Origin of the sequence: Mesorhizobium sp. M1A.F.Ca.IN.020.03.2.1 (genome assembly GCF_004023205.1) — a bacterium.
Lineage (GTDB): Bacteria > Pseudomonadota > Alphaproteobacteria > Rhizobiales > Rhizobiaceae > Mesorhizobium.
Genome location: NZ_RZSV01000073.1, coordinates 1 through 24,857, shown reverse-complemented (window position 1 = coordinate 24,857; position 24,857 = coordinate 1). Strand labels below are relative to the sequence as shown.

Sequence of the window (24,857 nt, the reverse complement as noted above, 5' to 3'; positions counted from 1 at the left end):
AATGCGGCTTCATCCTCTCCGACGGCTATGGCGCGGAGATCTTGCGCGAGGCGCCGGAGCACCGCATCGCGGCCGCGACGCGCAAGGCATTGATGCTCAGGATCGCCCGCGCCGGCGCGGCGCGGCTCTTGGCGGCGGAGCTTGCCGGCGTGGCGGTGCCGGCGCTGGATGGCGAGAGTGAATAGCACCCATGTCCTCGCCCCCCGCGAAGGCGGGGAGAGGAACGGGGCGTTGCGGTCTGGCCTACTCCACATCCTCTTCCGCCCCACCCGTCGCTGGCGCCATCAGCAGCACCGCCGCGCCGACCAGCGCGGCGATCAGCGAGCCGGCGAGTATGCCGACCTTTACCGCGTCCTGAAGGGCCGCGTCATTGGCGAAGGCGAGCAGGCCGATGAACAGGCTCATGGTGAAGCCGATGCCACAAAGAAGCGAAATGCCGATCATATGCAGCCAGCCAGCATTGGCCGGCAGGTCGGCGAGGCCGAGCCGGATGGCGAGAACCGAGGCGCCGAAGACGCCGACCAGCTTGCCGACGACGAGGCCGGCGGCGACGCCGAGCGTCAGAGGCTCGACCAGCGCGGCAACGCTCAGGCCGCCGAGCGAGACGCCGGCATTGGCGAAGCCGAAGATCGGGATGACGATGAAGGGCACGAGCTTGTGCAGGCCATGTTCCAGCCGGTGCAGCGGCGAGTGTTCGACGTCGTGACCGATGGCGGGCGAACGCTCGAGCGGGATGGTGAGCGCCAGCGCCACGCCGGCAAGCGTCGCATGCACGCCCGACTTCAGCACCAGCACCCAAAGCGCCGCGCCGAGTACGAGATAGGGCAAGAGGTTCATCACCCGCATGCGGTTGAGTACGATCAATACGGCGATGACCGCGAAGGCGGCGCCGAGATAGGCGAGCGACAGGCCGCTGGTGTAGAACAGCGCGATGATGATGACGGCGCCGAGATCGTCGATGATGGCCAAAGCGGTAAGAAACACTTTAAGCGAGGCCGGCACGCGGCTGCCGAGCAGCGACAGCACGCCGAGCGCGAAGGCGATGTCGGTGGCGGTGGGGATCGCCCAGCCGGAAAGCGCCGCCTGGTTGTCGCGGTTGATCAAGACATAGACCAGCGCCGGAAACACCATGCCGCCGGCCGCGGCGATGCCCGGCAGCACGCGGCGCGGCCAGGTTGAGAGCTGGCCGTCCAGCATCTCGCGCTTGATCTCCAGCCCGACCAGCAGGAAGAACACCGCCATAAGCCCGTCATTCACCCAGTGCGAGACGCTGAGCGGACCGAGATAGGCGTGGAGGGCGGCGAAATAGGTTTCGGCGAGCGGCGAGTTTGCGACGATGAGCGCAAGGGCGGCGGCCGCCATCAGGATGATGCCGCCGGCCGCCTCGCCGTCGAGGAATTCGCGAAGCATCGATTTCGGCCGCTCGTCGCGCATGCCCCCTCCGTCACATGGCCCGCCGGCCGGTGTCCTTCGCGATGATGCTCAAACGCGCACGACGGGGCAAGCAATGGACCGGTCGGCCACCGTCGCCCTCCTTGCAAGCGCCGGCGCCGCCCCTCACCTGTCTGCCGGCATCCTCTCCCCGTATGACGGGGAGAGGGGCGCTCTCATCGCGGTTTTCGCCAATCGCCAGCGTTGCTAGGCGGCAGCCAGCGCTGCCTTCGACACTCGCCATCGGCAGCACCGTACGCGCGTTTAAGCAGGTTACCGCGGCGCCCGCTTTGCCAGAATCCGCTGCAGGGTGCGCCGGTGCATGTTGAGCCGGCGCGCGGTCTCGGAGACGTTGCGGTCGCACATTTCATAGACGCGCTGGATATGTTCCCAGCGCACGCGGTCGGCCGACATTGGGTTTTCCGGGGGTGCTGCCCGCTCGCCCGCGGTGCGGGTCAGCGCGGCGAAGACGTCGTCGGCATCGGCGGGCTTCGACAGGTAGTCGACAGCGCCGAGCTTCACCGCCGTCACCGCGGTGGCGATGTTGCCGTAGCCGGTCAGGATGATGGTGCGGGAATCGTCGCGCTTCTCGCGGATGGCGGCGACCACGTCGAGGCCGTTGCCGTCGCCGAGCCGCATGTCGACCACCGCATAGGCCGGCGGGCGGGCGCGCGCCTTGGCGACGGCCTCTTCCACGCTTTCCGCCGTCTCGACCGCGAAGCCCCTGGTTTCCATGGCGCGGGCAAGCCGGGTGAGAAATGGCTTGTCGTCGTCGACGATCAGCAGCGAGGTGTCCTCGCCTTCTACCATTGCGCCGGTGGGTTCTTCTGCGCTCATTTGCGTCAGCATCCTACTGCCTTACTTTTACGCAGATACAATTCTGCAACAGCAATGTCCAATTTTTACACCCGGCAACAAAGCTGCCATGCGCCAAATGCATAGGCTCACGCATTGTCGAATGCGGTGCCCGGGGCATGCTCGGGATTGAGGAAGACGCCGCGAGGCCAGGTGATCTGCACCACCGCCCCCTCGCCGAGCCCGCTCGAATTGCGAAAATCGATCGTCGCGCCCGAGCGCTCCAGCAACGTCTTGGCGATGAAAAGCCCGAGCCCGAGGCCGCCGCCGGCCTCCGTCCCCTGGCGCGTCGACATATAGGGCTCGCCGATGCGGTCGATGATTTCCGGCGGGAAGCCCGGCCCGTCGTCAATGATCGAGAAGGAGACCTCCTCACCGTCCCAGTTCCAGCTGACGGTGACCGTGTTCTTGGCGAAGTCGACGGCGTTCTCGACCAGATTGCCGAGCCCGTAGATGACGCCGGGGCTGCGCTGCCCGACCGGCTCCGGGCCGATGCGCTCGCCGGGGCGCAGCCGGATCGAGATGCCGAAGTCGCGGTGCGGCGCCGTCACTTCCTCGACCAGCGAGGTCAGCGGCAGGCGCGAAAGATGCGCCTCGCCTTCCGAGGACAGGCTGGTCAGCCGCTTCAAAATCTCGCGGCAACGCTCGCTTTGCGAGCGCAGCAGCTTCACGTCCTCGCTGAATTTCGGATCTTCTCCCAGCGCCTTTTCCATTTCCTTGGCGACGACGGTGATGGTGGCCAAAGGCGTGCCGAGCTCATGCGCGGCGGCCGCCGCGAGGCCGTCGAGCGCCGAAAGATGCTGCTCGCGCTGCAGCACCAGCTCGGTGGCGGCGAGCGCGTTGGCGAGCAGGCGTGCCTCGGCCGCGACGCGGAAGGCGTAAATCGCGGTGAAGGCGATCGAGGCGAACACCGCCATCCACATGCCGGCGACATAGATGAAGGGCATCGACAGCGGCGCGCCTTCGTACCAGGGCAGCGGCAGATGGAAGAACACAAGCAGCGTGGCCGCCGCGATAACCAGCGCGCCGAGCACCGCGGTGAGGCGCAGCGGCAGCGACGCGGCGGAAATGACGACGGGCACCGAGAGCAGGACCGAGAACGGATTGGTCAGGCCGCCAGTCATATAGAGCAGGCCGGCGAGCTGCAGGCTGTCGATGGTAAGGATGACGAAGGCCGAGAGCGGGGTCAGCCGATGCGCCGCGGGATAGCGGAAGGTGAGCCAGAGGTTCATCCAGGCCGAGCAGGCAATCAGCGCGAAGCACAGCGAGACCGGAAGCGGGAATTTCAGCCCGTAGGCGACGACAAGCACCGCCATGCTCTGGCCGACGATGGCCAGCCAGCGCAGGCGGATCAGCGTGTTGAGCCGCAGCCGCTGGCTCTGCTGGGAATCGGGCGCGCGCAGAATATTGATCATCGACTTACGATTATAGCCGCAGGAGGGTGAGCGCTAGTAGCGCTGTGACGGCGACTTGACCGGTCAGCGGCCGTTGTTTCGGTTCACCATCATGAGGGCTTGATGATTGGCCGAGGCCCCTCGCGATTTCGTCATCCACGGGCGGAGCGACGCGAAGCGGATCGCAGGCCCTAGGATGACGAAGTGATGGGCGTTTGCGCCAATCGCCAACGCGCGTTGCCCACTAACGCGAATGGCCCGCCGAAAGCGGCACGAACCTATGTCCCGCGCGGCTTGGCGCGGCTGGTGGCGGCCGCCAGCAGCGGGTTTTCCGGCCAGACATGCTTGGGATAGCGGCCGCGCATATCGGTGCGCACATCCGCCCACGAGCCGCGCCAGAAGCCGGGCAGATCGCGCGTCGTCTGGATCGGGCGGTGCGCCGGCGACAAGAGCTCCAGAGTCAGCGGCACCCTACCGCCAGCGATCGAAGGATGGCGATCGAGACCGAACAGCTCCTGCACGCGGATCGCCAGCACCGGCCATTCGCCGTCATAGCGGATCGGCACATGGCTGCCCGAGGGCGCGTCGAAATGGGTCGGCGCCAGCGCGTCGACCTCGCGCTGCAGGTCGTGCGGGACCAGCGACATCAGCCCCGCCGCAAGCGCCGTCGGCCTGATCGCCGCGAAGGAGGCCTCGCCGGCAAGGAAAGGCAGCAACCAGTCGTCGAGACGGTCGAGAAGCGCCTGGTCCGAGACGTCGGGCCAGGGAGAACCGAGGCCGCGATAGAGCCAGCCGAGCCGCTGGCGCAGCGTTTCCGCCTCCTTGCCCCAGTCGAGCAGCGACAGGCGGTGCTCGCGCAGGGCGTCCAGCATGGCCCGATCGGCCTCGGCACCGGAAGGTGCGGGCAGCATGCGCTCGGAAAGGGTGATGGCGCCAAGGCGAGCGGTCTCGCGCACGCGCACGACGCGGCGCTCGCGGTCGAAACTCGTCTCGCGCTTCGTCTCGATGCGGTCGGCAAGCGCGGTGCGGATAAGGGCCTCGTCGACGGGCGCGGCGGCGGTGATACGGGCATTCTGCGCCTTGCCCTGCAGATCGGCGACGACCAGCCAGCTCTCGCCGGCAAGTGGATCGGCAGCATCGACCATCGCGCCGGAACCGTTGGCGAGCACGAAGCGGCCGCGCTCGCCGCGGGCTCTGGCGACACGATCCGGCCAGGCATGGATCAGCAAGGCGCCGGGCGCGGCTGGCGAGTCTGCCCTTGCCCCGCCTGCCTGCTTGGCCAGGCGTGCGGCAAGTTGCCGGGCGGCACCGGCGCGCGGCGATTTTTCTGCGCGGAAGCGGATCAGCCGCCGTTCCAAATCTGCGCTGTCGCCGCCAAGCCCGCGCTCCGTCAAAAGCACGGCAAGGATCGCCGCTTCCTGCGCCTGCCCGATCTCAGCCGCTTCGGCCACCATGTGCGCGAGCCGCACGGGCAGAGCGAGCTTGCGCATCGCCGCGCCCGCCTCCGTCAAGCGGCCAGCGTCATCGATTGCATGCAGCGCTTTGAGCAACACCCTCGCTTCGTTAAGCGCCGGCGCCGGCGGCGGGTCGAGGAAGGACAGGCTCGACGGATCGGCGATGCCGAAAGCGGCGCAGTCGAGCAACATGCCGGAAAGGTCAGCCTCGAGGATTTCCGGCGGTGTGAAGGCGGGCAGCGCCGCCGTCTGCTCGGCACGCCACAATCGGATGGCGACGCCCGGCTGCGTTCGTCCGGCGCGGCCGGCCCGCTGATCGGCGGAAGCCTTGCTGACGCGCACGGTTTCCAGCCGGGTCAGGCCGCTTGCCGGCTCGTAGCGCGGCAGGCGCGACAGGCCGCAATCGATGACGACGCGCACGCCGTCGATGGTGATCGAGGTCTCGGCGATCGAGGTCGCCAGCACCACTTTACGGCGGCCAGGCGACGCCGGCTTGATCGCGGCATCCTGCGCCCTGTTGTCCAACTGGCCATAGAGCGGAACGATGTCGGTATCGGCACCGAGGCGATCTTCTAGCCGCTCTGCGGTGCGCTCGATCTCGCGCTGTCCGGGCAGGAAAGCGAGCACGCTGCCCTGCTCGGCGGCTAAAGCCGAGCGAACCGCCTTGGCCATCGCGTCCTCGACCGCCATGCCGGCCGGCCGCTCGTCATAGCGGATGTCGACCGGGAAGGCGCGGCCCTCGCTTTCGACCACCGGCGCCCCGGCCAGTAGTTTTGCGACGCGCGCGCCGTCGAGCGTCGCCGACATCACCAGCAGGCGCAGATCCGGCCGCAGCGCGCCCTGAACATCGAGCGCCAGCGCGAGGCCGAAATCGCCGTCGAGCGAACGCTCGTGGAATTCATCGAAGATTACCGCCGCAACGCCGGGCAGTTCGGGATCGTCGAGGATCATGCGCGACAGCACGCCTTCGGTGACGACGAGGATCTTTGTCCGCGCTGAAGTGCGGTTCTCCATGCGCATCGCGTAGCCGACTGTACCACCCGGCTCCTCGCCGACAAGCTCGGCCATGCGACGGGCGGCGGCGCGGGCTGCCAGCCTGCGCGGCTCCAGCAGCACGATCCTGCCTTCGCCGAGCCAGGGCGCGTCGAGCAGCGCCAGCGGCACCAGCGTCGTCTTGCCGGCACCGGGCGGCGCCACCAGCACGGCGCTGTTGCGCCCGGCGAGCGCCTCGCCGAGCACCGGCAGCACGGCGGATACCGGGAGTTCCGGCAAAATTCCTCTGTTCATGGCGTCCGCATATCAGCGGCCACGGTGAGCGCGCAACCTGTCCCGGAATTGCCTAAAGCCTGGTGCGCGTGAACGGGTTCCAGCGCACGGTGCCCAGCCGTACCTCCTCGCGAACCATGGTCAGCAGGCCCGAGGCGCCGAGCACTGCAAGGCCGGCCAGCGTCAGCAGGTCGGGATCTTCCTGGAAGAACAACGAGCCCAGCACCACCGCCCAGACGATCTGCGAATAGTGCGTCGGCGCGATCCGGTTGGCAGGCGCGTATTTGGCCGCGAGAAGCTGCAACAGCTGACCGCCGGCGGTGAAGGCGCCGGCCATGACCAGCCAGATCAGCTGCCTGCCATCCGGCAAGGTGAAGGACGTTGCCGCCACGCCGAGGCCATTGAACAGCAGGCCATAGCCGACAAGCACGCCGAGCATCGTCGTGCGCTTCTCCTGCTGCGCCAGCGACCGCATCAGGATGACGCTGGTAGCGGCAAGAAAGGCGATGGCGAAGGCCGCGAGGTGGCCGAGATGAAGTTCGCGGAAACCCGGCCTGACGACCAGCATGACCCCGGCAAATCCGGCGACCACGGCAAGCCATCGCCACGGCCCAACCTTCTCCCTCAGGATGAGAGTGGAGAGGATGGTGACGAACAAGGGCGCCAGGAAAATCAACGCGTAGACTTCCGCCAGCGGGATGGTGGTGAAGGCATAGACGCTGAGCACGCCCGATGCGATGCCCGCCCAGGCGCGGGCCTGCACGGCCCAGGGCCGGCTGGTGCGCCAGAAGTCGCGCCAGCGCTCATCGGCAGGCCTTGTGAAGAACAGGAAACAGCCGGCAAACAAGGTTACGAAGAAGCCGATCTCGAAGACGGTGAACTGCCCGCCCAGGCTCTTGATGACGGCATCGCTCCACGAATAGCTTGCATAGGCGATGAGGGCGAGCAGGATTCCGTTCGGCACGTTCCAATTCCGGGAGAAAAGAAGTGAAGATACTGGCGCTGGGGGCTCATCCCGACGATATCGAGATATTCATGTTCGGTACGCTGGCCGCCTATGCCGCGCTAGGCGCAGAGCTGACTTTTGCGATAGCCACGGACGGAGCCAAGGGCGGCAAAGGCGATCCGAAGGCGCTTGTCAAAGCGCGGCGCGAGGAAGCGACCGAGGCGGCCACCCTGCTCGGCGTCACACCGCGTTTCCTCGATTTCCCCGACGGGGCGCTGGTTGCGGATGCCGCATTGATCGGCACACTCAAGGCGCTGATCGGCGAGGTGCAACCCGACCTCGCGATCACGCATGCGCCGAACGACTATCACGGCGACCACCGCGCGCTGTCGGATGGCGTGCGCATCGCGGCGTCCTTCGAGGTACCGGTGCTGCATGCCGACACACTGGGCGGCACAGGTTTCTCGCCGTCGCATTACGTCGACATTTCCAGCCACTGGGACCTCAAGGCGCAGGCCATTCTCGCGCATCGCTCACAGGGGCCCGAGCATTATCTCAACGGTGCACGCATGCAGAACGCGTTCCGCGCCGGCCAATGCAACGGCGCGCCCGGCGCGCTGGCCGAGGCGTTCCGGTTCGAGCCCCTCTTCCCCTTTGCCGACATCCGCGAGCTGCTGCCTCCGGCGCCGCGGATCCGGCCGGTCACGGTGGGCCCGAAGACCGTCAGGTAGCCGGCTGAAGCACGAGCCGCCAAGCACCAACAGTTATTTCCCAACGATTTCAAGCACCGCTTTCGTCATGCTGCGGCGCAGCAACGAATTCGCTTGCATTGTTTAGTAAAAAGAGCATCACTAAACAAATTACTAAACATCGGCGACGCGGCGCGCGCCATGTTCAGGCCCTCGGAGGAGCGAGGTTGAGGCTTTTGAAACCGTCATCCGGACGCGTTTCGCAAATGGGAGGTAAGGCATGAAATCGACCTTGAAACTGGCGTTGGGACTGGCCTCGGCGGCACTCGCGTCGACCGCCGTCTCGAACGCGGCGCATGCGGAAGATCTGACGCTTTGCTGGGCGGCCTGGGATCCGGCCAACGCGCTCGTGGAATTGTCCAAGGACTTCACCAAGGAAACCGGCATCGGCATGAAGTTCGAATTCGTGCCGTGGACCAACTATGCCGACCGCTTCCTCAATGAGCTCAACTCACACGGCAAGCTCTGCGACCTGATCATCGGCGACAGCCAGTGGATCGGCGGCGCGGCCGAGAACGGTCATTACGTCAAGCTGAACGACTTCTTCGACAAGGAGAAGATCAGCATGGACGACTTCGTGCCGGCGACCGTCGTCGGCTATTCCGAATGGCCGAAGAACACGCCGAACTACTGGGCGCTGCCGGCCATGGGCGACGTGGTCGGCTGGACCTATCGCAAAGACTGGTTCTCGCGGCCGGAACTGCAGAAGGAGTTCAAGGAGAAGTATGGCTGGGACCTCGCCCCGCCGACGACCTTCGACCAGCTGAGGCAGATCGCCGAGTTCTTCCAGAAGCGGCAGATCGACGGCAAGACCGTCTATGGCGCCTCGATCTACACCGAGCGCGGCTCCGAAGGCATCACCATGGGCGCCATGGACGTCCTCTACAGCTACGGCTTCCAGTACGAGAACCCGAAGAAGCCCTATGAGATGGACGGCTTCGTCAATTCCGAGAAATCGGTGAAGGGGCTGGAATTCTACAAGGCGCTCTATGATTGCTGCACACCGCCCGGCGCCTCCAACAGCTACATGGGCGAAGGCGTCGATGCCTTCAAATCCGGCCAGGTGGCGATGCACATGAACTTCGCCTTCACCTGGCCCGGCCTGCAGAAGGACGAGAATGTCGGCGGCGACAAGATCGGTTACTTCGCCAATCCGAAAGGTCCCGACGGCGACCAGTTCGCGCAGCTCGGCGGCCAGGGCATCTCGGTGGTTTCCTACTCCGACAAGCAGGAATCGGCGCTGAAATACATCAAGTGGTTCGCCAACAAGGACGTGCAGGCCAAGTGGTGGTCGCTCGGCGGCTATTCCTGTCTGAACTCCGTCGTCAAGGATCCGAAGTTCCCGTCCAGCCAGCCCTATGCGCAGGCCTTCCTCGACTCCATGGCGATCGTGAAGGACTTCTGGGCAGAGCCGAGCTACGCGCCGCTGCTGCAGGCCTCGCAGAAGCGCTTCCACGACTATGTCGTCGCCGGCCAGGGCTCGGCCAAGGATGCGCTCGACGGCCTCGTCAAGGACTGGACGCAGATCTTCCAGGATGACGGCAAGATGTAAAGCTCCTCCCGAGCAGGCGTCCCGTGCCGCCTTGGCACGGGACGCAGTTCAGATAAATTCCAGCGCCGAGGCTGACCAGTGACCGATGCAGGACTAACCATGCTCAATCGGACTGCGGACAACGCTGCACGGGCCACACCCGAGCCGTTGGCCAAGAAGATCCGGGGCATCAGCGACAAGGGCCTCGCCTGGCTGTTCATTTCGCCGACGATCCTTCTGCTTTTAGCCATCAACATCTTCCCGCTGTTCTGGGCGATCTACCTCTCCTTCACCAATTACCGCGCCAACCGCCCGAACGAAGTGGTCAAGAATCTCGGGCTTTCCAACTACAGGCGCATCCTCGGCGACCAGGATATCTGGATCGCGATGCAGACGACGGCGCATTTCGTCTTCTGGACCATCCTGCTGCAGACGGTGATCGGCTTCGCGCTTGCCTGGCTGATCGACCGGAAATTCCGCGGCCACGCCATCTGGACCACGATCATCCTGGTGCCGATGATGCTGTCGCCGGCGGTGGTCGGCAATTTCTGGCGCTTCCTCTACGAGCCGCAGATCGGACTGTTCGCCTACGCCGTCTCGTTCCTCACCGGCATCCCGCCGACGAATGTCCAGATGCTGTCCAATGTCGAGCTGGCGCCATGGGCGATCATCATCGTCGACACCTGGATGTGGACGCCTTACGTGATGCTGATTTGCCTCGCGGGTCTGCGTTCCATCCCAGAATACATTTATGAAGCGGCCGAGGTCGACCGCGCCTCCAACTGGCGGCAGTTCTGGTCGATCACCCTGCCGATGGCGCTGCCCTTCATCATGCTGGCGGTGCTGTTTCGCGGCATCGAGAACTTCAAGATGTTCGACATGGTCAACCTGCTCACCGGCGGCGGACCGGGCTCGACCACCGAGGTCGCCTCGATCACGCTGAAGCGGCAAGCCTTCGAAAGCTGGCGCACCGGCTATTCCTCGGCTTTCGCCATCGTCCTGTTCGTCGCGGTGTTTGGCCTTGCCAACATCTACGTCAAGGCACTCAACAAGGTGAAGCAGAGATGAGCCTGACCACCGCCCATTCCGTCGTCGCACCTTCGACGAATTCGAAGCGGATCGCCGGCGTGCTCGTCGTCGGCTACGCGCTGATCTCGATCGTGCCGCTCTTGTGGATCTTCGCCACCAGTTTCAAGACGCCGCCGGATTCGATCGCCTATCCGCCGAAGATCGTCTTCCAGCCTAGCATCGAAGGCTACTGCAACCTGTTCACGACCCGCACCAGGCAGACGCCGGAATACATCAACGCGCTCGGACCGGCGACCGGCTTCTGCGATGAGACGGTGCGCAAGCGCAACATGGTGATCGCCGGCCCGTCCAACTTCCTGCCGCGCTTCGTCAACTCGCTGATCATCGCCTTCGGCTCGACCTTCTGCGCAGTGTTCCTCGGCACGCTCTCGGCCTACGGCTTCTCGCGCTTCAAGGTGCCTTTGGCAGACGACCTCCTGTTCTTCATCCTGTCGACGCGCATGATGCCGCCGATCGCCGTCGCGATCCCGATCTATCTGATGTACCGCGAGCTCGGCCTCTCCGACACCGCGCTCGGCATGATCCTGCTCTACACCGCGGTCAATGTCTCGCTGGCGGTCTGGCTGCTCAAGGGCTTCATCGACGAGATCCCGCGCGAATACGAAGAAGCGGCGATGATCGACGGCTACACGCGGCTGCAGGCCTTCTGGCGCACGGTGCTGCCGCAGGCGACCACCGGCATTGCCGCGACCGCCATCTTCTGCCTGATCTTTGCCTGGAACGAATATGCGTTCGCCGCGCTTCTGACCTCCGGCACGGCGCAGACGGCGCCGCCCTTCATCCCGACCATCATCGGCGAAGGCGGCCAGGACTGGCCGGCAGTCGCCGCCGGCACCACGATATTCCTGGTGCCGATCCTGGTCTTCACCATCCTGCTCCGCAAGCAATTGCTGCGCGGCATTACCTTCGGCGCGGTGCGCAAATGAGCACGATCCAGCCTGCAAAACGCAAATCGCGTTGGCCCGTCTGGGCAAGACGCGGCCTGATGGAAAACATCGCCACGGCGATCATCGCCATCGGTTTCCTGATGCTGTTCCAGCCTTTCGCGCTGTCGCTCTACAGCTATTCCTTCGTCACCATGCTCGCCGGCACCGCCATGTTCATCGTCGTCTCGAAATTCCCGGAATAGAAATGGCCGAGATCCGTGTTCAGAACCTGAGGAAAGCCTTCGGCGAGTTCGTTGCCGTGCAGGATTCCAATTTCGTTGTCGAGGACGGCGAGTTCTTCGTGATGCTCGGGCCGTCGGGCTGCGGCAAGACGACGACGCTCCGCATGATCGCCGGCCTCGAACTGCCCACCGGCGGCAAGATCCTGCTCGGCGGCGAGGACGTCACCATGCGCCGGGCGCGCGAGCGTGACATCGCCTTCGTCTTCCAGCTCTTCGCGCTCTATCCGCATATGAATGTGCGCAAGAACATCGGCTTCCCGCTCTTGGCGCAAGGCATGGCGTCGGCCGAGATCCGCGCCCGCGTCGAGGAGACCGCGAAGCTGCTGCGCATCGACCACCTGCTCGACAAGTCGGTCTCCGGTCTTGCCGGCGGCGACCGTCAACGCGTCGCGCTCGGCCGCGCCATCGTCAGGCGACCGAAATGTTTCCTGATGGACGAGCCGCTTGGAACCCTCGACACCGAGTTCCGCGATTTGATGGTGCATGAGTTGCGCGAGCTGCACAACCGCATCCACGCCACCACCGTCTATGTCACGCACGACCAGATGGAAGCGATGTCGATGGCCGACAAGATAGCGGTGATGAACCACGGCGTCATCGAGCAGTTCGGCAGCCCGCGCGAGATTTACGACCGGCCGGCCACGATGTTCGTCGCCGATTTCATCGGCTCGCCGCCGATGAACTTCTTGCGCTTCGGCGGTGGGCTCGCGAAGGGTGCGAAGGAGATCGTCGTGCAGGGCGCCAGGGTGACGGTCCCGGAAGTGCGCGAGGATATTGCGCCGGCCGACATGGCGCTTGGCATCCGCCCCGAGCACATCCGCTTCGACGATGCCTCGAAGCTGCGCGGCGCGATCTACGGCACCGAATATCTCGGCACCACGCAGATCGTCGCGGTGGAGACGGCTGACGGCATCATCAAGGCCCGGGTGCCGGCCGGAATCCATCTAAATACGGGCGAACAGGTAGGGCTGGCATTGAGCAGCGCGCGGCTGTCGCTGTTCGAGAAAGGCACTGGACGCGCGGTGAAAACCGTCATGTACGATCAGGCAGTGGAGGCGCGCCATGGCTGACGTGCAGATTCAGGGTGTGACCAAAAGCTTCGGCGAGACAGTCGCGGTCAGCGATCTCGACCTGCAGATCAAGGACGGTGAGTTCGTCGTGCTGCTCGGGCCGACCGGCGCCGGGAAGACGACGACGCTCAGGCTGATCGCCGGGCTCGAGCGGCCGGACAGCGGCACGATTTACATCGGCGGCCATGATGCGACGGCGCTGTCGCCGGCCGAGCGCGATACGGCCTTCGTCTTCCAGCAATATTCGCTCTACCCGCATCTTTCGGTCTTCGACAACCTCGCCTTCCCGCTGCGCTCGCCGGCGCGGCGTTTTCCGGAGGAAGCAATCCGCCGCCGCGTCGAGGAAGTCGCGCGGATGGTGCGCATCGACCACAAGCTCAACAACCGCTCGACCAGGCTTTCGGGCGGCGAGATGCAACGCGTCGCCATCGGCCGCGCGCTGGTGCGAAAGCCCTCGATCTATCTGATGGACGAGCCGCTGTCCTCGCTCGACGCCAAGCTGCGCGCCGATCTCAGGCTCGAGCTGAAGCGCATCCAGTCCGAGCTCGGCGCCACCATGCTCTATGTCACGCACGACCAGATCGAGGCGATGACCATGGCCGACCGCATCGGCATCCTTTCCGAGGGCGTGCTGGTGCAGATCGGCACGCCGCGCGCGATCTATTCCGAGCCGGCAAACCTTCATGTCGCGGCTCGCCTCGGCCAGCCGGCGATCAACCTTCTGCCGGCAGGGTTGCTGCCCGACGGCGCCGCGCCCACCGGTACGACGACGATCGGCGCGCGCACCGAACATCTCGCGATCGAAAAGGCGGCGAACGGCCATGCCGACGGCGTCGTCGACTGGGTCGAGCATCTCGGCGACCAGAACCATCTGCATGTCACGGTGGGCGCCAAGAAGCTGGTGACGCTGACCGATCCCGACACGCCGCTCGCAAAGGGGGACAGAGTGACGATCCGCTATCGCTCGCCGCTTTATTTTGGGTCGGACGGGCACAGATTGATGTAGCCGGCGCATCCGCACTTTTTGACGACCCGCAGATACGGACTGGACGAAATCCATGAAGCACTTTTTCAACCGCAAGGACTCGATCGTTACCGAAGCGCTGGACGGTTATCTGGCCACTGCCGGCTCCGGGGCGCTGGCGCGGCTCGACGGCTATCCGGAGATCAAGGTGGTGTTGCGCGCCGACTGGGACAAGGCGAAGGTCAGCGTCGTTTCGGGCGGCGGCGCGGGGCACGAGCCGTCGCATGCGGGCTTCGTCGGCGCCGGCATGCTGACGGCGGCTGTCTCCGGCGAGATCTTTGCTTCGCCGAGCGTCGAGGCGGTGCTGGCGGCGATCCGCGCGACGACCGGGCCGGCCGGCTGCCTGCTGATCGTCAAGAACTACACCGGCGACCGCCTCAACTTCGGCCTCGCCGCAGAAAAGGCCCGCGCCGAGGGCTTCGCGGTCGACATGGTGATCGTCGGCGACGACATCGCGCTGCCCGACATCGCACAGCCGCGCGGCATCGCCGGCACGCTGTTCGTGCACAAGATCGCCGGACATCTTTCCGAATCCGGCCATGACCTAGCCTCGGTCGCGGCGGCAGCGCAGGCGGCGGCGAAGGATATTGTTTCGCTCGGCATCTCGCTCTCCTCCTGCTCGATCCCCGGCCAGACCCACGAGGACCGCTTCGGCGCCGGCGATGGCGAGCTCGGTCTCGGCATCCATGGCGAGCCGGGCGTGGAGCGCATAACCCTGCAGAGCGCCAGTGCGCTCGTCGCCATCATGGCCGACCGCCTCGCGGCCCGGCTCGATGCCGGCAGCCGCTATGCCTTGCTGATCAACAATCTCGGATCGGTACCGCCGCTCGAAATGTCGTTGATCGCCAATGCCGTGCTGGCCTCGCCGCTGGCAAAGGCGGTGAGGCTGACGATCGGTCCCGGACATCTGATGACCGCGCTCAACATGAACGGCTTTTCGCTGTCGTTGATCAGGCTGGAGGCGGAGCGCGAGGCAGCGCTGCTGGCGCCGGTCGGCCCGCATGCCTGGCTGCCGGCCAGGCCGGTTCGCCCGCCGGTCGTGGTGACCATAGCCCAGCCGGCAGGTCGCGACATCGCCAAAGCGGCCAGCCGTGACGCCGGCGCCGAGCGGCTGATTGCTGCGGTCTGCGAGAAGCTGATCTCGCTCGAGGAGGCTCTGAATGACCTCGACGCCAAAGCCGGCGACGGCGACACGGGATCGACGGTGGCGACCGGCGCACGCAGCGTGCTTGACCGCGTCGACACGCTGCCGCTCGCGCACCAGGCCGCAACTCTCGCCACAATCGGCGATACATTGGGAACTTCCATGGGCGGTTCCAGCGGCGTGCTTTTGTCGATCTTCTTCACGGCTGCCGCGCAGTCGCTCAACGGCGGCGCGCCGCTCAGCAAGGCGCTGCTCGCCGGCCTTGACCGCATGACCTTCTACGGCGGCGCGAAACTCGGCGACCGCACAATGGTCGACGCGCTGGAGCCGGCTCTGAAGGCGCTCGACACGAACGGGCTGGAGGCGGCTGCTTCGGCCGCGCGGCGGGGCGCGCAGGCGACTGCAGCGATGCCGAAGGCGAAGGCCGGTCGCTCGGCCTATATCGGCCGCCAGCTTGACATAGCGGATCCGGGCGCGTTTGCAGTTGCCGAGGCGTTCGCGGCCATGGTGGCCATGTTCGTCCCGGCGTGAAGGACAGGCGATGGCCGCACCCGATTTCTCACAATTGATCGCGGCGACAGCGGATACGATCGCGGCGCATGCCGACGAGTTGACCGCGCTCGACCAGGCGATCGGCGACGGCGACCATGGGCTGAACATGAAGCGCGGCTTCGAGGCGGTCCGCGCCGAAAAGGCCGCAATCGCGGCAAAACCGCTGCCGGACGCGCTTAAGGCGATCGGCACCAGGTTGGTGATGACCGTCGGTGGAGCCTCCGGGCCCTTGTTCGGTACTCTGTTCATGGCGCTCGGCAAGGAACTGTCCGGCACGCCCGACCGCGCCGCGCTGACAGCGGCGCTGGGTAAGGCGATCGAGGCGGTTTCGGCGCGCGGCAAATCGCAGCCGGGGCAAAAAACGATGCTCGACGTGCTGCAGCCGGTGTATGAGGCACTGGCGCAGGGCAAGACGGCTGGCGCAATCGCAGACGCCGCCGACAAGGCGGCCGAGGCCACCGTGCCGATGAAGGCCTTGCGTGGGCGCGCCTCTTTCCTGGGGGAGCGCTCGATCGGGCATATGGACGCCGGGGCGCGGTCGACCGCGCTCTTGGTGCGCGCAGTCGCTGAAGCAATCGAGGGTTCTTGATGAGCAATGTCGGTATCGTCATCGTCTCGCATTCGCCGCTGGTCGCCGAAGGCACGGCCGACATGGTGCGCCAGATGGTGGGCGACGAAGTGCCGCTTGCATGGTGCGGCGGAAACGGCCATGGCGGGCTGGGCACCAGCGTCGAGGCGATCATGGGCGCGATCGAAAAGGCCTGGTCGGAAGCGGGCGTCGCCATCCTGGTCGATCTCGGCGGCGCCGAGACCAACAGCGAGATGGCGGTGGAAATGATCGGAGAGCCGCGCTCCCGCAGAATAGTCGTCTGCAACGCGCCGATCGTCGAGGGCGCGGTGATGGCGGCGACGGAATCTTCCGGGGGTGCCTCGCTCAAGGAAGTGGTGGCGACGGCGCATGAATTGTCGCCGTCGTGAGTGAACGGGAATCGACTGAATGTCCGCATCCGCCGAAGCCACGGTTCTGATCACCCACGAGGTGGGCCTGCACGCGCGCCCTTCGGTGAAGTTCACCAAGCTCGCCAAGTCGTTCGCGGCCGAGGTGGAGGTGGCAGTCGCCGCCAACGGCCCCTGGTTCGATGCCAAGAGCATCGTCAAGGTCATGGCGGCCAAGGCGCCGAAAGGAACCGTGCTGCACATAAGGGCGCGAGGCGACGGCGCAAGCAACGCGGTCGAAGCGCTGGTCGGCCTGGTGCAGCGCGATTTCGACGAGGATGCGGATCATGCCCGCTCCGCTTGAGCCGGGTCTGCCGCCCTCTCAATCCGCAAGGAATGCGGGCCATGCGGATTGAGGGCATCCCTGCCTCTCCCGGCTACGCCGAAGGGCCGCTGTTCAACCTCGACCGTCCACCGGCTGCTTATGTGGCTAAGGCGAGCGAGGCGGAGGAGAAAGCAGCGCTGAAGGCGGCCATCGGCAAGGCGGTGAGCCGGCTGACCTCGCTTGTCGAGACGGCCGATGGCGATGCCGCCGGCATCCTCGAATTCCACATCGCCATGCTGGAGGACGTCGCGCTGAGCGCGCCCGCCTTCGCGGCGCTCGGCTCCGGAGAGCCGGCCGACGCTGCCTGGCGGCAAGCACTGGATGCCGAGATCGCCGGCTATGAGGCGTCCGACCAGGACTATTTCCGGGCACGCGCCTCGGACTTGCGCGACATCCGCGACCAGGTGCTGCGAGCGCTGAGCGAGGATAGCGAGACCGCGGCGCCCCTCGGCGCCATCCTCTATGGCCTGGACATCGCGCCGACGCGTTTCCTCGAAACCGACTGGAGCAGAGGCGGCGGCATTGCGCTCGAGGCCGGCAGCACCGCCAGCCATGTCGCCATGCTGGCACGCTCGCGCGGCGTGCCGATGGTGGTGGGGCTTGGTGCCTTTGCGGACGAGCCCACCGGAAACGCGCTGCTCGACGCCGAGCATGGCGGCATCGTGCTCTCGCCCTCGCCGAAGGAGATCGAGGCGTTCCGGCAATCATCCTCCTCCTTCGCGGCGCGACAAGGCCAGGCGCAGACTTTTCTCGCCCAGCCGGCGGCGACCAAGGCCGGCACGTCGGTGCGGGTGCAGGTAAACATTGCCTACCCTTCCGATGTCGACGGCATCGACATTGCGACCTGTGATGGCGTCGGGCTCATGCGCACCGAATTCCTGTTCGGCAAGGCCCTGCCGGACGAGGAGACACAGTACCAAGCCTACCGCAAGGTGCTGGAATGGGCCGGAGAAAAACCGGTGACCATCCGCACCATCGATGCCGGCGGCGACAAACCGATCCCCGACTTCACCGTCGAGGAGACCAACCCGTTTCTCGGCCTGCGCGGTATCAGGCTGTCGCTGGCGCGGAGCGACATCTTCCGGGTGCAAATCCGGGCATTGCTGCGCGCCGCCGTCCACGGCAATCTGAAGGTGATGTTTCCGATGATCGCCATGGCCGAAGAGCACAGGCAGGCCGCCGCGTTGTTTGCGGAGGAGGAGGCCGCTCTCGCGTCGCGCGGTGTTGCGCACAAGCTGCCGCCGCTGGGCATCATGGTCGAGGTCCCTTCGGTGGCCATCGCGCCGGAGGCTTTTGCCGACGTTGCCTTCTTCTCGATCGGCTCCAACGACCTGACGCAATATGTGATGGCAGCCGCGCGTGACAACGCCGCCGTTGCACATCTCAACGCTGTCCGCCATCCGGCTGTGATGCGGCTGATCGCTTCGGTCGCGGCCTTCGGGCGCGAGAAAGGAATTCCGGTCAGCCTCTGTGGCGATGCGGGCGGCGATCCGGCCGCCATTCCGGCGCTGATTGAGGCCGGCCTGCGCGACCTATCGGTGTCTCCGGCGCAACTCGCCATGGCCAAGGCGGCCATAGCGGACGTCCCGGTGTAAGCACAGCATGGCCAGGCCAGCCAAGATACAAGAAGCCGGCGCGGAAGACGCGATCCGCGCGTATAAGACCATCCTGTCGCAAGTCATCGACCAGCGGCCTTCCGGCATGCGCCAGCGACTTGCCGATGCGCTCGGCAAGCATCGCAGTTTCGTCACGCAAATCTCCAGCCCGGCCTATTCGATCCCGATCCCGTCGAAGCATTTGCCGGCTATCTTTTCCGTCTGCCATTTCAGCCCGGCCGAGCGCGACCAGTTCCTGGCCGCCTACCACCAGGCGCATCCGGGCAAGCTGCCGGCGGCTTCGGGTCCGCGCAAGACGCGCCACGTCTCGCTCATCGTGCCGGATTTCGGCGACGACAAGCAGAACGCAGCGCTCGACCGAGCGATCAACGAATTCATCCAGAAGATCACCAGCATCGCCGGCAGGGGCAGCGGCTGAGCGATCTCTATTCGGGAGGACTGCCATGAAGAAGTTTCTGAATTCGGTGGACACGGTCCTCACCGAAAGCCTCGATGGCTTCGTCGCCGCGCATTCCGACATCCTCGCGATCGGCGACGAGCACAAATTCGTTCGCCGCAAGACGCTGAAACCGGGCAAGGTGGCGCTGATCTCGGGTGGCGGCTCCGGCCACGAGCCGCTGCATGGCGGGCTGGTTGGCCACGGCATGCTCGACGCCGCCTGCCCCGGCCAGGTCTTCACCTCGCCGACGCCCGACCAGATGCTCGCGGCCGCGCAAGCCGTCGACACCGGCGCCGGCTGCCTGTTTATCGTCAAAAACTATGAAGGCGACGTGATGAATTTCGACATGGCCGCCGAAATGTCGGACGGCGTTCTGCAGGTGGTGACCAATGACGACGTCGCGGTCGAGAATTCGTCCTACACCACCGGTCGGCGCGGCGTGGCCGGCACGCTGGTGGTGGAGAAGATCGTCGGCGCCGCGGCCGAGCAAGGCATGCCACTGCCCGAGCTCAAGGCGCTGGGCGACCGCGTCAACGCCGCGACGCGCTCGATGGGCGTGGCGCTGACCAGTTGCACGGTGCCGGCTGCGGGCAGGCCGACCTTCGACATTGGCCACAACGAGATGGAATTCGGCGTCGGCATCCATGGCGAGCCCGGCCGGCGGCGCGATGATCTGAAGGGTGCCGACGCCATCGCCGAGGAGATCTGCACGGCAATCCTCGGCGATCTTGGTGACCGCGCCTGGGGACCGGCGCTGCTTTTCGTCAACGGCTTCGGCGGCACGCCATCGATGGAGCTTTATCTGATGTACAACAGCGCGCGAAAAATCTTCGAGAAGAGAGGCGTGACGGTGACCCGCTCGCTGGTCGGCTCCTATGTCACCTCGCTCGACATGGCAGGCTGCTCGATCACGCTGACGATGCTCGAGGATGAGACGACGGCGCTTTGGGACGCTCCGGTGCACACGGCGGCGCTGCGCTGGGGGATGTAGCGTCGCGCGGGCTTTTCTGCGACCATGGTCGCCTGTTGTTCGCGATATTGCCCGGTTGATGCTGCTCCCGCTTTCACCTGCCGAAGAAAAGCTGCTGCTCGAATTTGCCGATCCGGAGGCGCCGTCCGAGCGGGGCGGGGCCCTCTCGGCAAGCAGCCTCATCGCGCTGCTCGCCAATGCCGAGTTCCACGGCGTGCTGCCGATCATGCTGCGCAAGCTTCGGGAAATCGGCGAGGCCGATCTGCCGAACGATGCCGCCCTGCGGCAAAAACTCTCCGGGCTTCGCGATCAGGCGACACTGGCGACCGGGCAGTCGATGCTGCTGCAATATCACGGCGACCGCATCATGAAGGCCTTGGCCGCGAAAGGCGTTGCGGCTCGCATCGTCAAGGGCCCGGTGTTCGCGCGCAAGCTTTATCGCCATGCTGCCGATCGGCCGTTCACCGACATCGACATACTTGTCGATCCGGCCAGCATCGGCGAGGCCAACAACGTGATCGCCGAATGCGGCTTCACGCTTGGCAGCGGCGAGGCCGAATCGCATGAGTTGCAGGAGTTCAAGTGGCTGGAGAAGGAGAACTCCAGTCTGCTGATCGAGCTGCACGGCAATCTGGTGCATGACACCGGCATGCGGCGGCGCCTGTCGCTCGGCTTCCGCGAGTTGCAGATCATTGACGGCGGCGAGGCCGACACGCCGGCGTCGCTGCTCACCATCGCCATCGTTCATGCCGCCGGAGGCCACAAATTCCACCGGCTGCAGCTCTGTATCGACGTGCTGCAAGGTGTGCGCGCTCTGCAATCGCCGGAAGCCGAAGCGCGCCTTCTCGAAGCCGCGCGTATGACCGGCATCGAACTCGAGCTGGCGACCGTGCTCAATGTGACCGGGCGGCTGTTCGACGAGCCGCGCGCGATCGCCCTTGCCAACCGCATCAAGCCCGATCTGTCGATACGGCTCGCCAAATTGCTGATCACCGGCAACATGCTGCTCAGGGTCAATTCGCGGGACAAGATGCGCTCGCGCCTTAGCCGCGACGCCTTCCGCTGGGTCCAGCGGCTTGCCCGGCCAAGGCCCTATCCGGCCTGAAGGCCCGTTTGGAGATCTACTCCTCCACCGCGCCGCGGATCAGCCCCGCTGCATCGGCCGGGCTCGAGCCGACTTCCAGGGTGAAAGTGGGGACGGCCCTGACCAGTGCCGCGATCGACGCCATCCGCCGTTGCTGCATCGGCAACAGGCCGGTCAGGCCGGTCCTGACATTGTCGGTGGCAAGCGCGACCATCGCATCGGTCCTGGCCAAGGGCGTGAGCCGGGTGTGGCCGTCGGTCGAGCGCGCCAGATGCAGCAGCGCCGAGACCGGCCTGGGACGGACGTCCTCGATGCGAATGATCTCGGCGAGACGCTCCAGCGAGACGGCCTGCTCGCCCTCGGCGTCCCATCTGTCGCCAAGGCAGGGCGAGAGGAATGGCAGCATCGCCGCGGTGTTGCGATGGATCTTCACCTTGCGCGGCATGCCCCAGGCCAGGGTGCCTTCAGATGTCGCACCGAGGATCATCACATCGTCCGAGCATAGGCCGAAGCCCTGCGATGCCAGCGCCATTGAAGTCGTCGACTTGCCAGTGCCGCTCGGCGCATGGATCAGCACGAGCGCCCCGCTATCGGGCAGCGTCAGACCGGCGGTATGGAGCATGTGCTGCCCGCCGGACTCGAGCGCGGCATCCAGCACCATCATCAGCAGCGTCCATTTGACCTTGCTGTCGGGATGAACGCGGATTTCGGCCGAACCCTCGTCGGCACGGATCGAGGCCGTCTGGAGGCCGGGAAAGACCAGATGGACCACGTCGCCGGCGTCGATGATGCGGCAATGGCCGTCCAGCGGCACTTCGCCGTCGAAGGCGAGCTTCCCTTCCGGGTTTTCGGGCAGCGCCGACGTTTCGAGGATATCGATGCGAAAGCCGGGTTCGACCGCTTCATTAACGCGCAATGTGCCGAGCATCAGATCGAAGCTCGGCCAGAGCTCGGCGCGCTCTGCCGATATGCCGATGACCTGGCCGTTCAGGTCATAGCAAACGGTGGCTGCGGCGCCGGTCAAGCGGCGCGCGCCTTCACGCTGCCGCCGGGGTGGCGATAGATTTCAACCATGTCGGGAAGGCTGTCGCTGACCACCGGCTTGCCGTCGAGGCAAACCCAACAATGCGCCGAAAGGCGCGGCTCATGCATCGATTTGGCATCGACACCGAAATAGAGGTCGGGGTTGAAGCCCGCCATCCGCAGGAAGCGGAAACCGAGCAGCCCTTCCCTCAGGCATCTGCGATCACGCATCACCCAGGGATGCCGAACCGTGCGGTTGACGCGGCCGACGACGTAGCTGCATGGCAGGCCACGATAGGGTGTGGGCAATTGCAGCGGCGCCAATTTCAGCACGCTTTCGAAATCGCGCCGGGCGACCAGTACCGGGATCAGCCGGGCGCTGAGCCACAGATGAGTGCGGAACAGGGCGCGCAGGAACGGTCCGCCGGCCATCACGCGCCCGGGTCGGCAAGGATGCCTTCGGCCACCAGCTCGGCGGCCAGCGCCGTCATGTCGTCGCCGAGCGTCGCCTTGTCGACCTCGAATTCTTCCGACAGCAGATCGACGATGTGGTCGAGGCTGCGGGCGCCGTCGACCTTGTCGAGGAACGCTTCGGTGGTGCCGTTGCAGGTGTAAAGCTGGCCGCTGCGCGCCAGAAGCACCACGGCGCCGTCGCCGACATGCTGCACGGAGGCGTCGTCCGCCATCCGCAGAACCGTTTCAAAGGCGATTTCAGCCATACGCCCGCTCCCTATGCCGAACTGCAATTAGCGCGGCATGCCGCCGCTGTCCATTGCCAAGCGGGCTACGCTGCGTGTCAGACGGCCGGGCCTATCGGGCCGCTCGGGCCCGCAACGATGCTCGACAGCTTCCCGCGCCTGACCGGAACCGGTTTTTCGTAAGTTCCTTCCATCAAAACTTCCCCGGAAAGACTATCCAACTCGCGCGAGAATGATGGTGAGCTGGAACCAGTATCAAGCCGCCGTTCGCGCCAGGGTTGCCATCTTTCCCATAAGTAAGCTAAGAGTCTGCCGGCTTTTTGGGGAGTGGACAGTATGCGTTACAACTGGGATCGCGCTCCGACGGCATTCGAACGCCATCGGAAGGCATTGGCGGCCGCCATTCTAATAGCCGGCGGTATCGGGCTGATGCTGGCAGCACTGCCGCTCTAAGCCGAATTCACTTGCTGACGTCATAGCGCGCTCCGGGAGCGGCTGGATCCGTTTGCCGGCAACGCCGACCAAAATGCGAGGAGACATGGCCGGCCAAAGCGGCTTAGGCTATTGCCATACGACGGAATGTTCCTGGGGAGGAAAAGTCGATGGCCTCACGCTACCACGAAGTCTATGAGGGCTGGAAACGCGACCCCATAGCGTTCTGGGCCGAAGCGGCCAAAGCGATCGACTGGTATTCGCCAGCCGAAAAGGTCTTCGATCCGGCGGCGGGCGTCTATGGCCGCTGGTTCACAGGCGCCACCTGCAACACCTGCTTCAATGCCATCGACCGCCACGTGGCGGGGGGGCGCGCCGACCAGCTGGCGCTGATCCATGACAGCGCGATCACCGGCACGATCCGGAAATTCACCTATGCCGAACTGAAGCGCGAGGTGGTCGCGCTCGCCTCTGTCCTCAAGAACCGTGGCATCGGCAAGGGCGATCGGGTGATTATCTACATGCCGATGGTGACGGAAGCGGCGATCGCCATGCTCGCCTCGGCCCGCATCGGCGCCGTGCATTCAGTGGTGTTCGGCGGCTTCGCTTCGCATGAGCTCGCGACCCGCATCGACGACGCCAGGCCGAAGCTGATCATCACCGCTTCCTGCGGCCTGGAGCCGGGACGCGTCGTCGCCTACAAGCCGCTGCTCGACAAGGCGATCGAGATGTCGAAGCACAAGCCCGATGCCTGCCTGATCCTGCAGCGCGAGCAATTGCACTGTGAGATGAAGGACAATTACGACATTGACTATGCCGATGCGGTCGCCCGCGAGCGCGCCGCCGGCGCCAATGTCGACTGCGTTCCGGTCTTGGCCACCGACCCGCTCTACATCATCTACACCTCCGGCACGACCGGGCAGCCGAAGGGCATCGTGCGCGACAATGGCGGTCACATGGTCGCGCTGAAATGGACGATGGACAACGAGTTCGGCGTCAACCCCGGCGAGGTGTTCTGGGCGGCCTCGGACGTCGGCTGGGTGGTCGGCCATTCCTACATCGTCTATGGGCCGCTTCTGCATGGCTGCACCAGCGTGCTCTTCGAAGGCAAGCCGATCGGCACGCCGGACGCCGGCACCTACTGGCGGGTGATCTCTGAGCACGGCGTGGTGGCGCTGTTCACGGCGCCGACCGCCTTCCGCGCCATCAAGGGGCAGGATCCGCGCGGCGAGTTCGTGCCGAAATACGATCTGTCGAAATTCCGCACGCTGTTCCTCGCCGGCGAGCGCGCCGACCCCGAGACCATCAAATGGGCGGAGCAGAAGCTCAACCGTCCGGTGATCGACCATTGGTGGCAGACCGAGACCGGCTCGCCAATGACCATCAACCCGGCCGGGCTCTGGCTATTGCCGGTGAAATACGGCTCGCCGGGCGTGCCGATGCCGGGCTACGATATTCGCATTCTCGACGATGCCGGCCACGAGGTGCCGCGCGGCACGCTCGGCAATGTCGTGGTCAAGCTGCCGCTGCCGGCAGGCTGCCTGCCGACGCTCTGGAACGCCGACGCCCGCTTCCGCCAAGCCTATCTCGAGGAGTTCCCC

At 65.5% G+C, this 24,857-nt stretch carries 25 protein-coding genes; 17 read left to right on the top strand and 8 right to left on the bottom strand.

Annotated features, from left to right (window positions below; genetic code table 11):
* Window positions 1-185 (top strand): MmcB family DNA repair protein (locus tag EOA79_RS14315; RefSeq protein WP_128293071.1); only part of this gene is annotated, 185 nt, incomplete at its 5' end.
* A 58-nt stretch (window positions 186-243) separates the two neighbouring features.
* On the opposite strand, the gene nhaA is transcribed toward EOA79_RS14315, so the two are convergent.
* From nhaA to EOA79_RS14290, 5 genes are all read right to left on the bottom strand, one after another.
* Window positions 244-1,434, bottom strand: coding sequence for a Na+/H+ antiporter NhaA (gene nhaA, locus EOA79_RS14310; protein ID WP_067324294.1), 1,191 nt, complete (start codon window positions 1,432-1,434; stop codon window positions 244-246).
* Window positions 1,435-1,704: 270 nt separating this feature from the next.
* Window positions 1,705-2,268, bottom strand: a complete 564-nt coding sequence (locus tag EOA79_RS14305) for an ActR/PrrA/RegA family redox response regulator transcription factor (RefSeq protein ID WP_040974834.1) — start codon at window positions 2,266-2,268, stop codon at window positions 1,705-1,707.
* 107 nt (window positions 2,269-2,375) lie between these two features.
* On the bottom strand, window positions 2,376-3,701 hold the full coding sequence (locus tag EOA79_RS14300) for an ActS/PrrB/RegB family redox-sensitive histidine kinase (protein ID WP_095824307.1): 1,326 nt from the start codon (window positions 3,699-3,701) through the stop codon (window positions 2,376-2,378).
* 257 nt (window positions 3,702-3,958) lie between these two features.
* Entirely contained in the window at window positions 3,959-6,421 is a 2,463-nt protein-coding gene (hrpB, locus tag EOA79_RS14295) for an ATP-dependent helicase HrpB (protein WP_095824308.1), read from the bottom strand.
* Between the two features lie 52 nt (window positions 6,422-6,473).
* A complete protein-coding gene (locus tag EOA79_RS14290; RefSeq protein WP_095824309.1) occupies window positions 6,474-7,364 on the bottom strand; it encodes a DMT family transporter in 891 nt (296 codons plus the stop codon).
* Window positions 7,365-7,387: 23 nt separating this feature from the next.
* On the opposite strand from EOA79_RS14290, the gene EOA79_RS14285 reads away from it, so the two are divergent.
* The 15 genes from EOA79_RS14285 (at window position 7,388) to EOA79_RS14215 (ending at window position 21,124) form a co-directional block, all read left to right on the top strand.
* On the top strand, window positions 7,388-8,077 hold the full coding sequence (locus EOA79_RS14285; RefSeq protein WP_095824310.1) for a PIG-L deacetylase family protein: 690 nt from the start codon (window positions 7,388-7,390) through the stop codon (window positions 8,075-8,077).
* A 238-nt stretch (window positions 8,078-8,315) separates the two neighbouring features.
* Entirely contained in the window at window positions 8,316-9,647 is a 1,332-nt protein-coding gene (locus tag EOA79_RS14280; protein WP_095782297.1) for an extracellular solute-binding protein, read from the top strand.
* 99 nt (window positions 9,648-9,746) lie between these two features.
* Window positions 9,747-10,694, top strand: coding sequence for a sugar ABC transporter permease (locus tag EOA79_RS14275; protein WP_095824412.1), 948 nt, complete (start codon window positions 9,747-9,749; stop codon window positions 10,692-10,694).
* Window positions 10,691-11,641 carry a carbohydrate ABC transporter permease gene (locus tag EOA79_RS14270; protein WP_067324280.1) on the top strand — a complete coding sequence of 317 codons (951 nt, stop codon included), beginning with the start codon at window positions 10,691-10,693 and terminating at the stop codon, window positions 11,639-11,641. Before EOA79_RS14275 ends, EOA79_RS14270 begins: the two co-directional genes overlap by 4 nt.
* Window positions 11,638-11,844, top strand: a complete 207-nt coding sequence (locus tag EOA79_RS14265; protein ID WP_095777044.1) for a hypothetical protein — start codon at window positions 11,638-11,640, stop codon at window positions 11,842-11,844. Before EOA79_RS14270 ends, EOA79_RS14265 begins: the two co-directional genes overlap by 4 nt.
* A gap of 2 nt (window positions 11,845-11,846) precedes the next feature.
* Window positions 11,847-12,953 carry an ABC transporter ATP-binding protein gene (locus tag EOA79_RS14260; protein ID WP_095824311.1) on the top strand — a complete coding sequence of 369 codons (1,107 nt, stop codon included), beginning with the start codon at window positions 11,847-11,849 and terminating at the stop codon, window positions 12,951-12,953.
* Window positions 12,946-13,959, top strand: coding sequence for an ABC transporter ATP-binding protein (locus tag EOA79_RS14255; RefSeq protein ID WP_095824312.1), 1,014 nt, complete (start codon window positions 12,946-12,948; stop codon window positions 13,957-13,959). Before EOA79_RS14260 ends, EOA79_RS14255 begins: the two co-directional genes overlap by 8 nt.
* Before the next feature lie 52 nt (window positions 13,960-14,011).
* Window positions 14,012-15,652 carry a dihydroxyacetone kinase subunit DhaK gene (locus EOA79_RS14250; RefSeq protein ID WP_095824313.1) on the top strand — a complete coding sequence of 547 codons (1,641 nt, stop codon included), beginning with the start codon at window positions 14,012-14,014 and terminating at the stop codon, window positions 15,650-15,652.
* Between the two features lie 10 nt (window positions 15,653-15,662).
* Window positions 15,663-16,262, top strand: a complete 600-nt coding sequence (gene dhaL / locus EOA79_RS14245; protein WP_095824314.1) for a dihydroxyacetone kinase subunit DhaL — start codon at window positions 15,663-15,665, stop codon at window positions 16,260-16,262.
* The gene (gene dhaM / locus EOA79_RS14240; protein WP_067003489.1) at window positions 16,262-16,651 is read left to right on the top strand and encodes a dihydroxyacetone kinase phosphoryl donor subunit DhaM; all 390 of its coding nucleotides are present in this window, start codon (window positions 16,262-16,264) and stop codon (window positions 16,649-16,651) included. The genes dhaL and dhaM overlap by 1 nt, the downstream gene beginning before the upstream one ends.
* A gap of 19 nt (window positions 16,652-16,670) precedes the next feature.
* Window positions 16,671-16,973 (top strand): HPr family phosphocarrier protein, encoded by a 303-nt coding sequence (locus EOA79_RS14235; RefSeq protein ID WP_067003487.1) that lies wholly within the window; start codon window positions 16,671-16,673, stop codon window positions 16,971-16,973.
* Window positions 16,974-17,014: 41 nt separating this feature from the next.
* Entirely contained in the window at window positions 17,015-18,589 is a 1,575-nt protein-coding gene (ptsP, locus tag EOA79_RS14230; RefSeq protein ID WP_164893857.1) for a phosphoenolpyruvate--protein phosphotransferase, read from the top strand.
* Window positions 18,590-18,596: 7 nt separating this feature from the next.
* Window positions 18,597-19,028, top strand: a complete 432-nt coding sequence (locus EOA79_RS14225) for a hypothetical protein (protein WP_067324262.1) — start codon at window positions 18,597-18,599, stop codon at window positions 19,026-19,028.
* 25 nt (window positions 19,029-19,053) lie between these two features.
* Entirely contained in the window at window positions 19,054-20,040 is a 987-nt protein-coding gene (dhaK, locus tag EOA79_RS14220) for a dihydroxyacetone kinase subunit DhaK (RefSeq protein ID WP_127335724.1), read from the top strand.
* Window positions 20,041-20,098: 58 nt separating this feature from the next.
* The gene (locus EOA79_RS14215) at window positions 20,099-21,124 is read left to right on the top strand and encodes a nucleotidyltransferase family protein (RefSeq protein WP_095824317.1); all 1,026 of its coding nucleotides are present in this window, start codon (window positions 20,099-20,101) and stop codon (window positions 21,122-21,124) included.
* A 16-nt stretch (window positions 21,125-21,140) separates the two neighbouring features.
* Here the strand turns inward: EOA79_RS14215 and EOA79_RS14210 are convergent, their stop codons facing one another.
* Genes EOA79_RS14210 through EOA79_RS14200 form a run of 3 tightly spaced genes read right to left on the bottom strand, consistent with a single transcriptional unit; the run spans window position 21,141 to window position 22,845 of the window.
* Window positions 21,141-22,127, bottom strand: a complete 987-nt coding sequence (locus EOA79_RS14210; RefSeq protein WP_095824318.1) for a serine kinase — start codon at window positions 22,125-22,127, stop codon at window positions 21,141-21,143.
* The gene (locus tag EOA79_RS14205; protein ID WP_095824319.1) at window positions 22,124-22,558 is read right to left on the bottom strand and encodes a lasso peptide biosynthesis B2 protein; all 435 of its coding nucleotides are present in this window, start codon (window positions 22,556-22,558) and stop codon (window positions 22,124-22,126) included. The genes EOA79_RS14210 and EOA79_RS14205 overlap by 4 nt, the downstream gene beginning before the upstream one ends.
* Window positions 22,558-22,845: a PqqD family protein gene (locus EOA79_RS14200; protein WP_067324253.1), complete on the bottom strand. Its 288-nt coding sequence runs from the start codon at window positions 22,843-22,845 to the stop codon at window positions 22,558-22,560. The genes EOA79_RS14205 and EOA79_RS14200 overlap by 1 nt, the downstream gene beginning before the upstream one ends.
* Window positions 22,846-23,426: 581 nt before the next feature.
* Between EOA79_RS14200 and EOA79_RS14190 the strand changes: the two genes are divergently transcribed.
* Window positions 23,427-24,857: AMP-binding protein (locus EOA79_RS14190; protein ID WP_128293069.1), on the top strand; the 1,431-nt coding region annotated here is incomplete at its 3' end.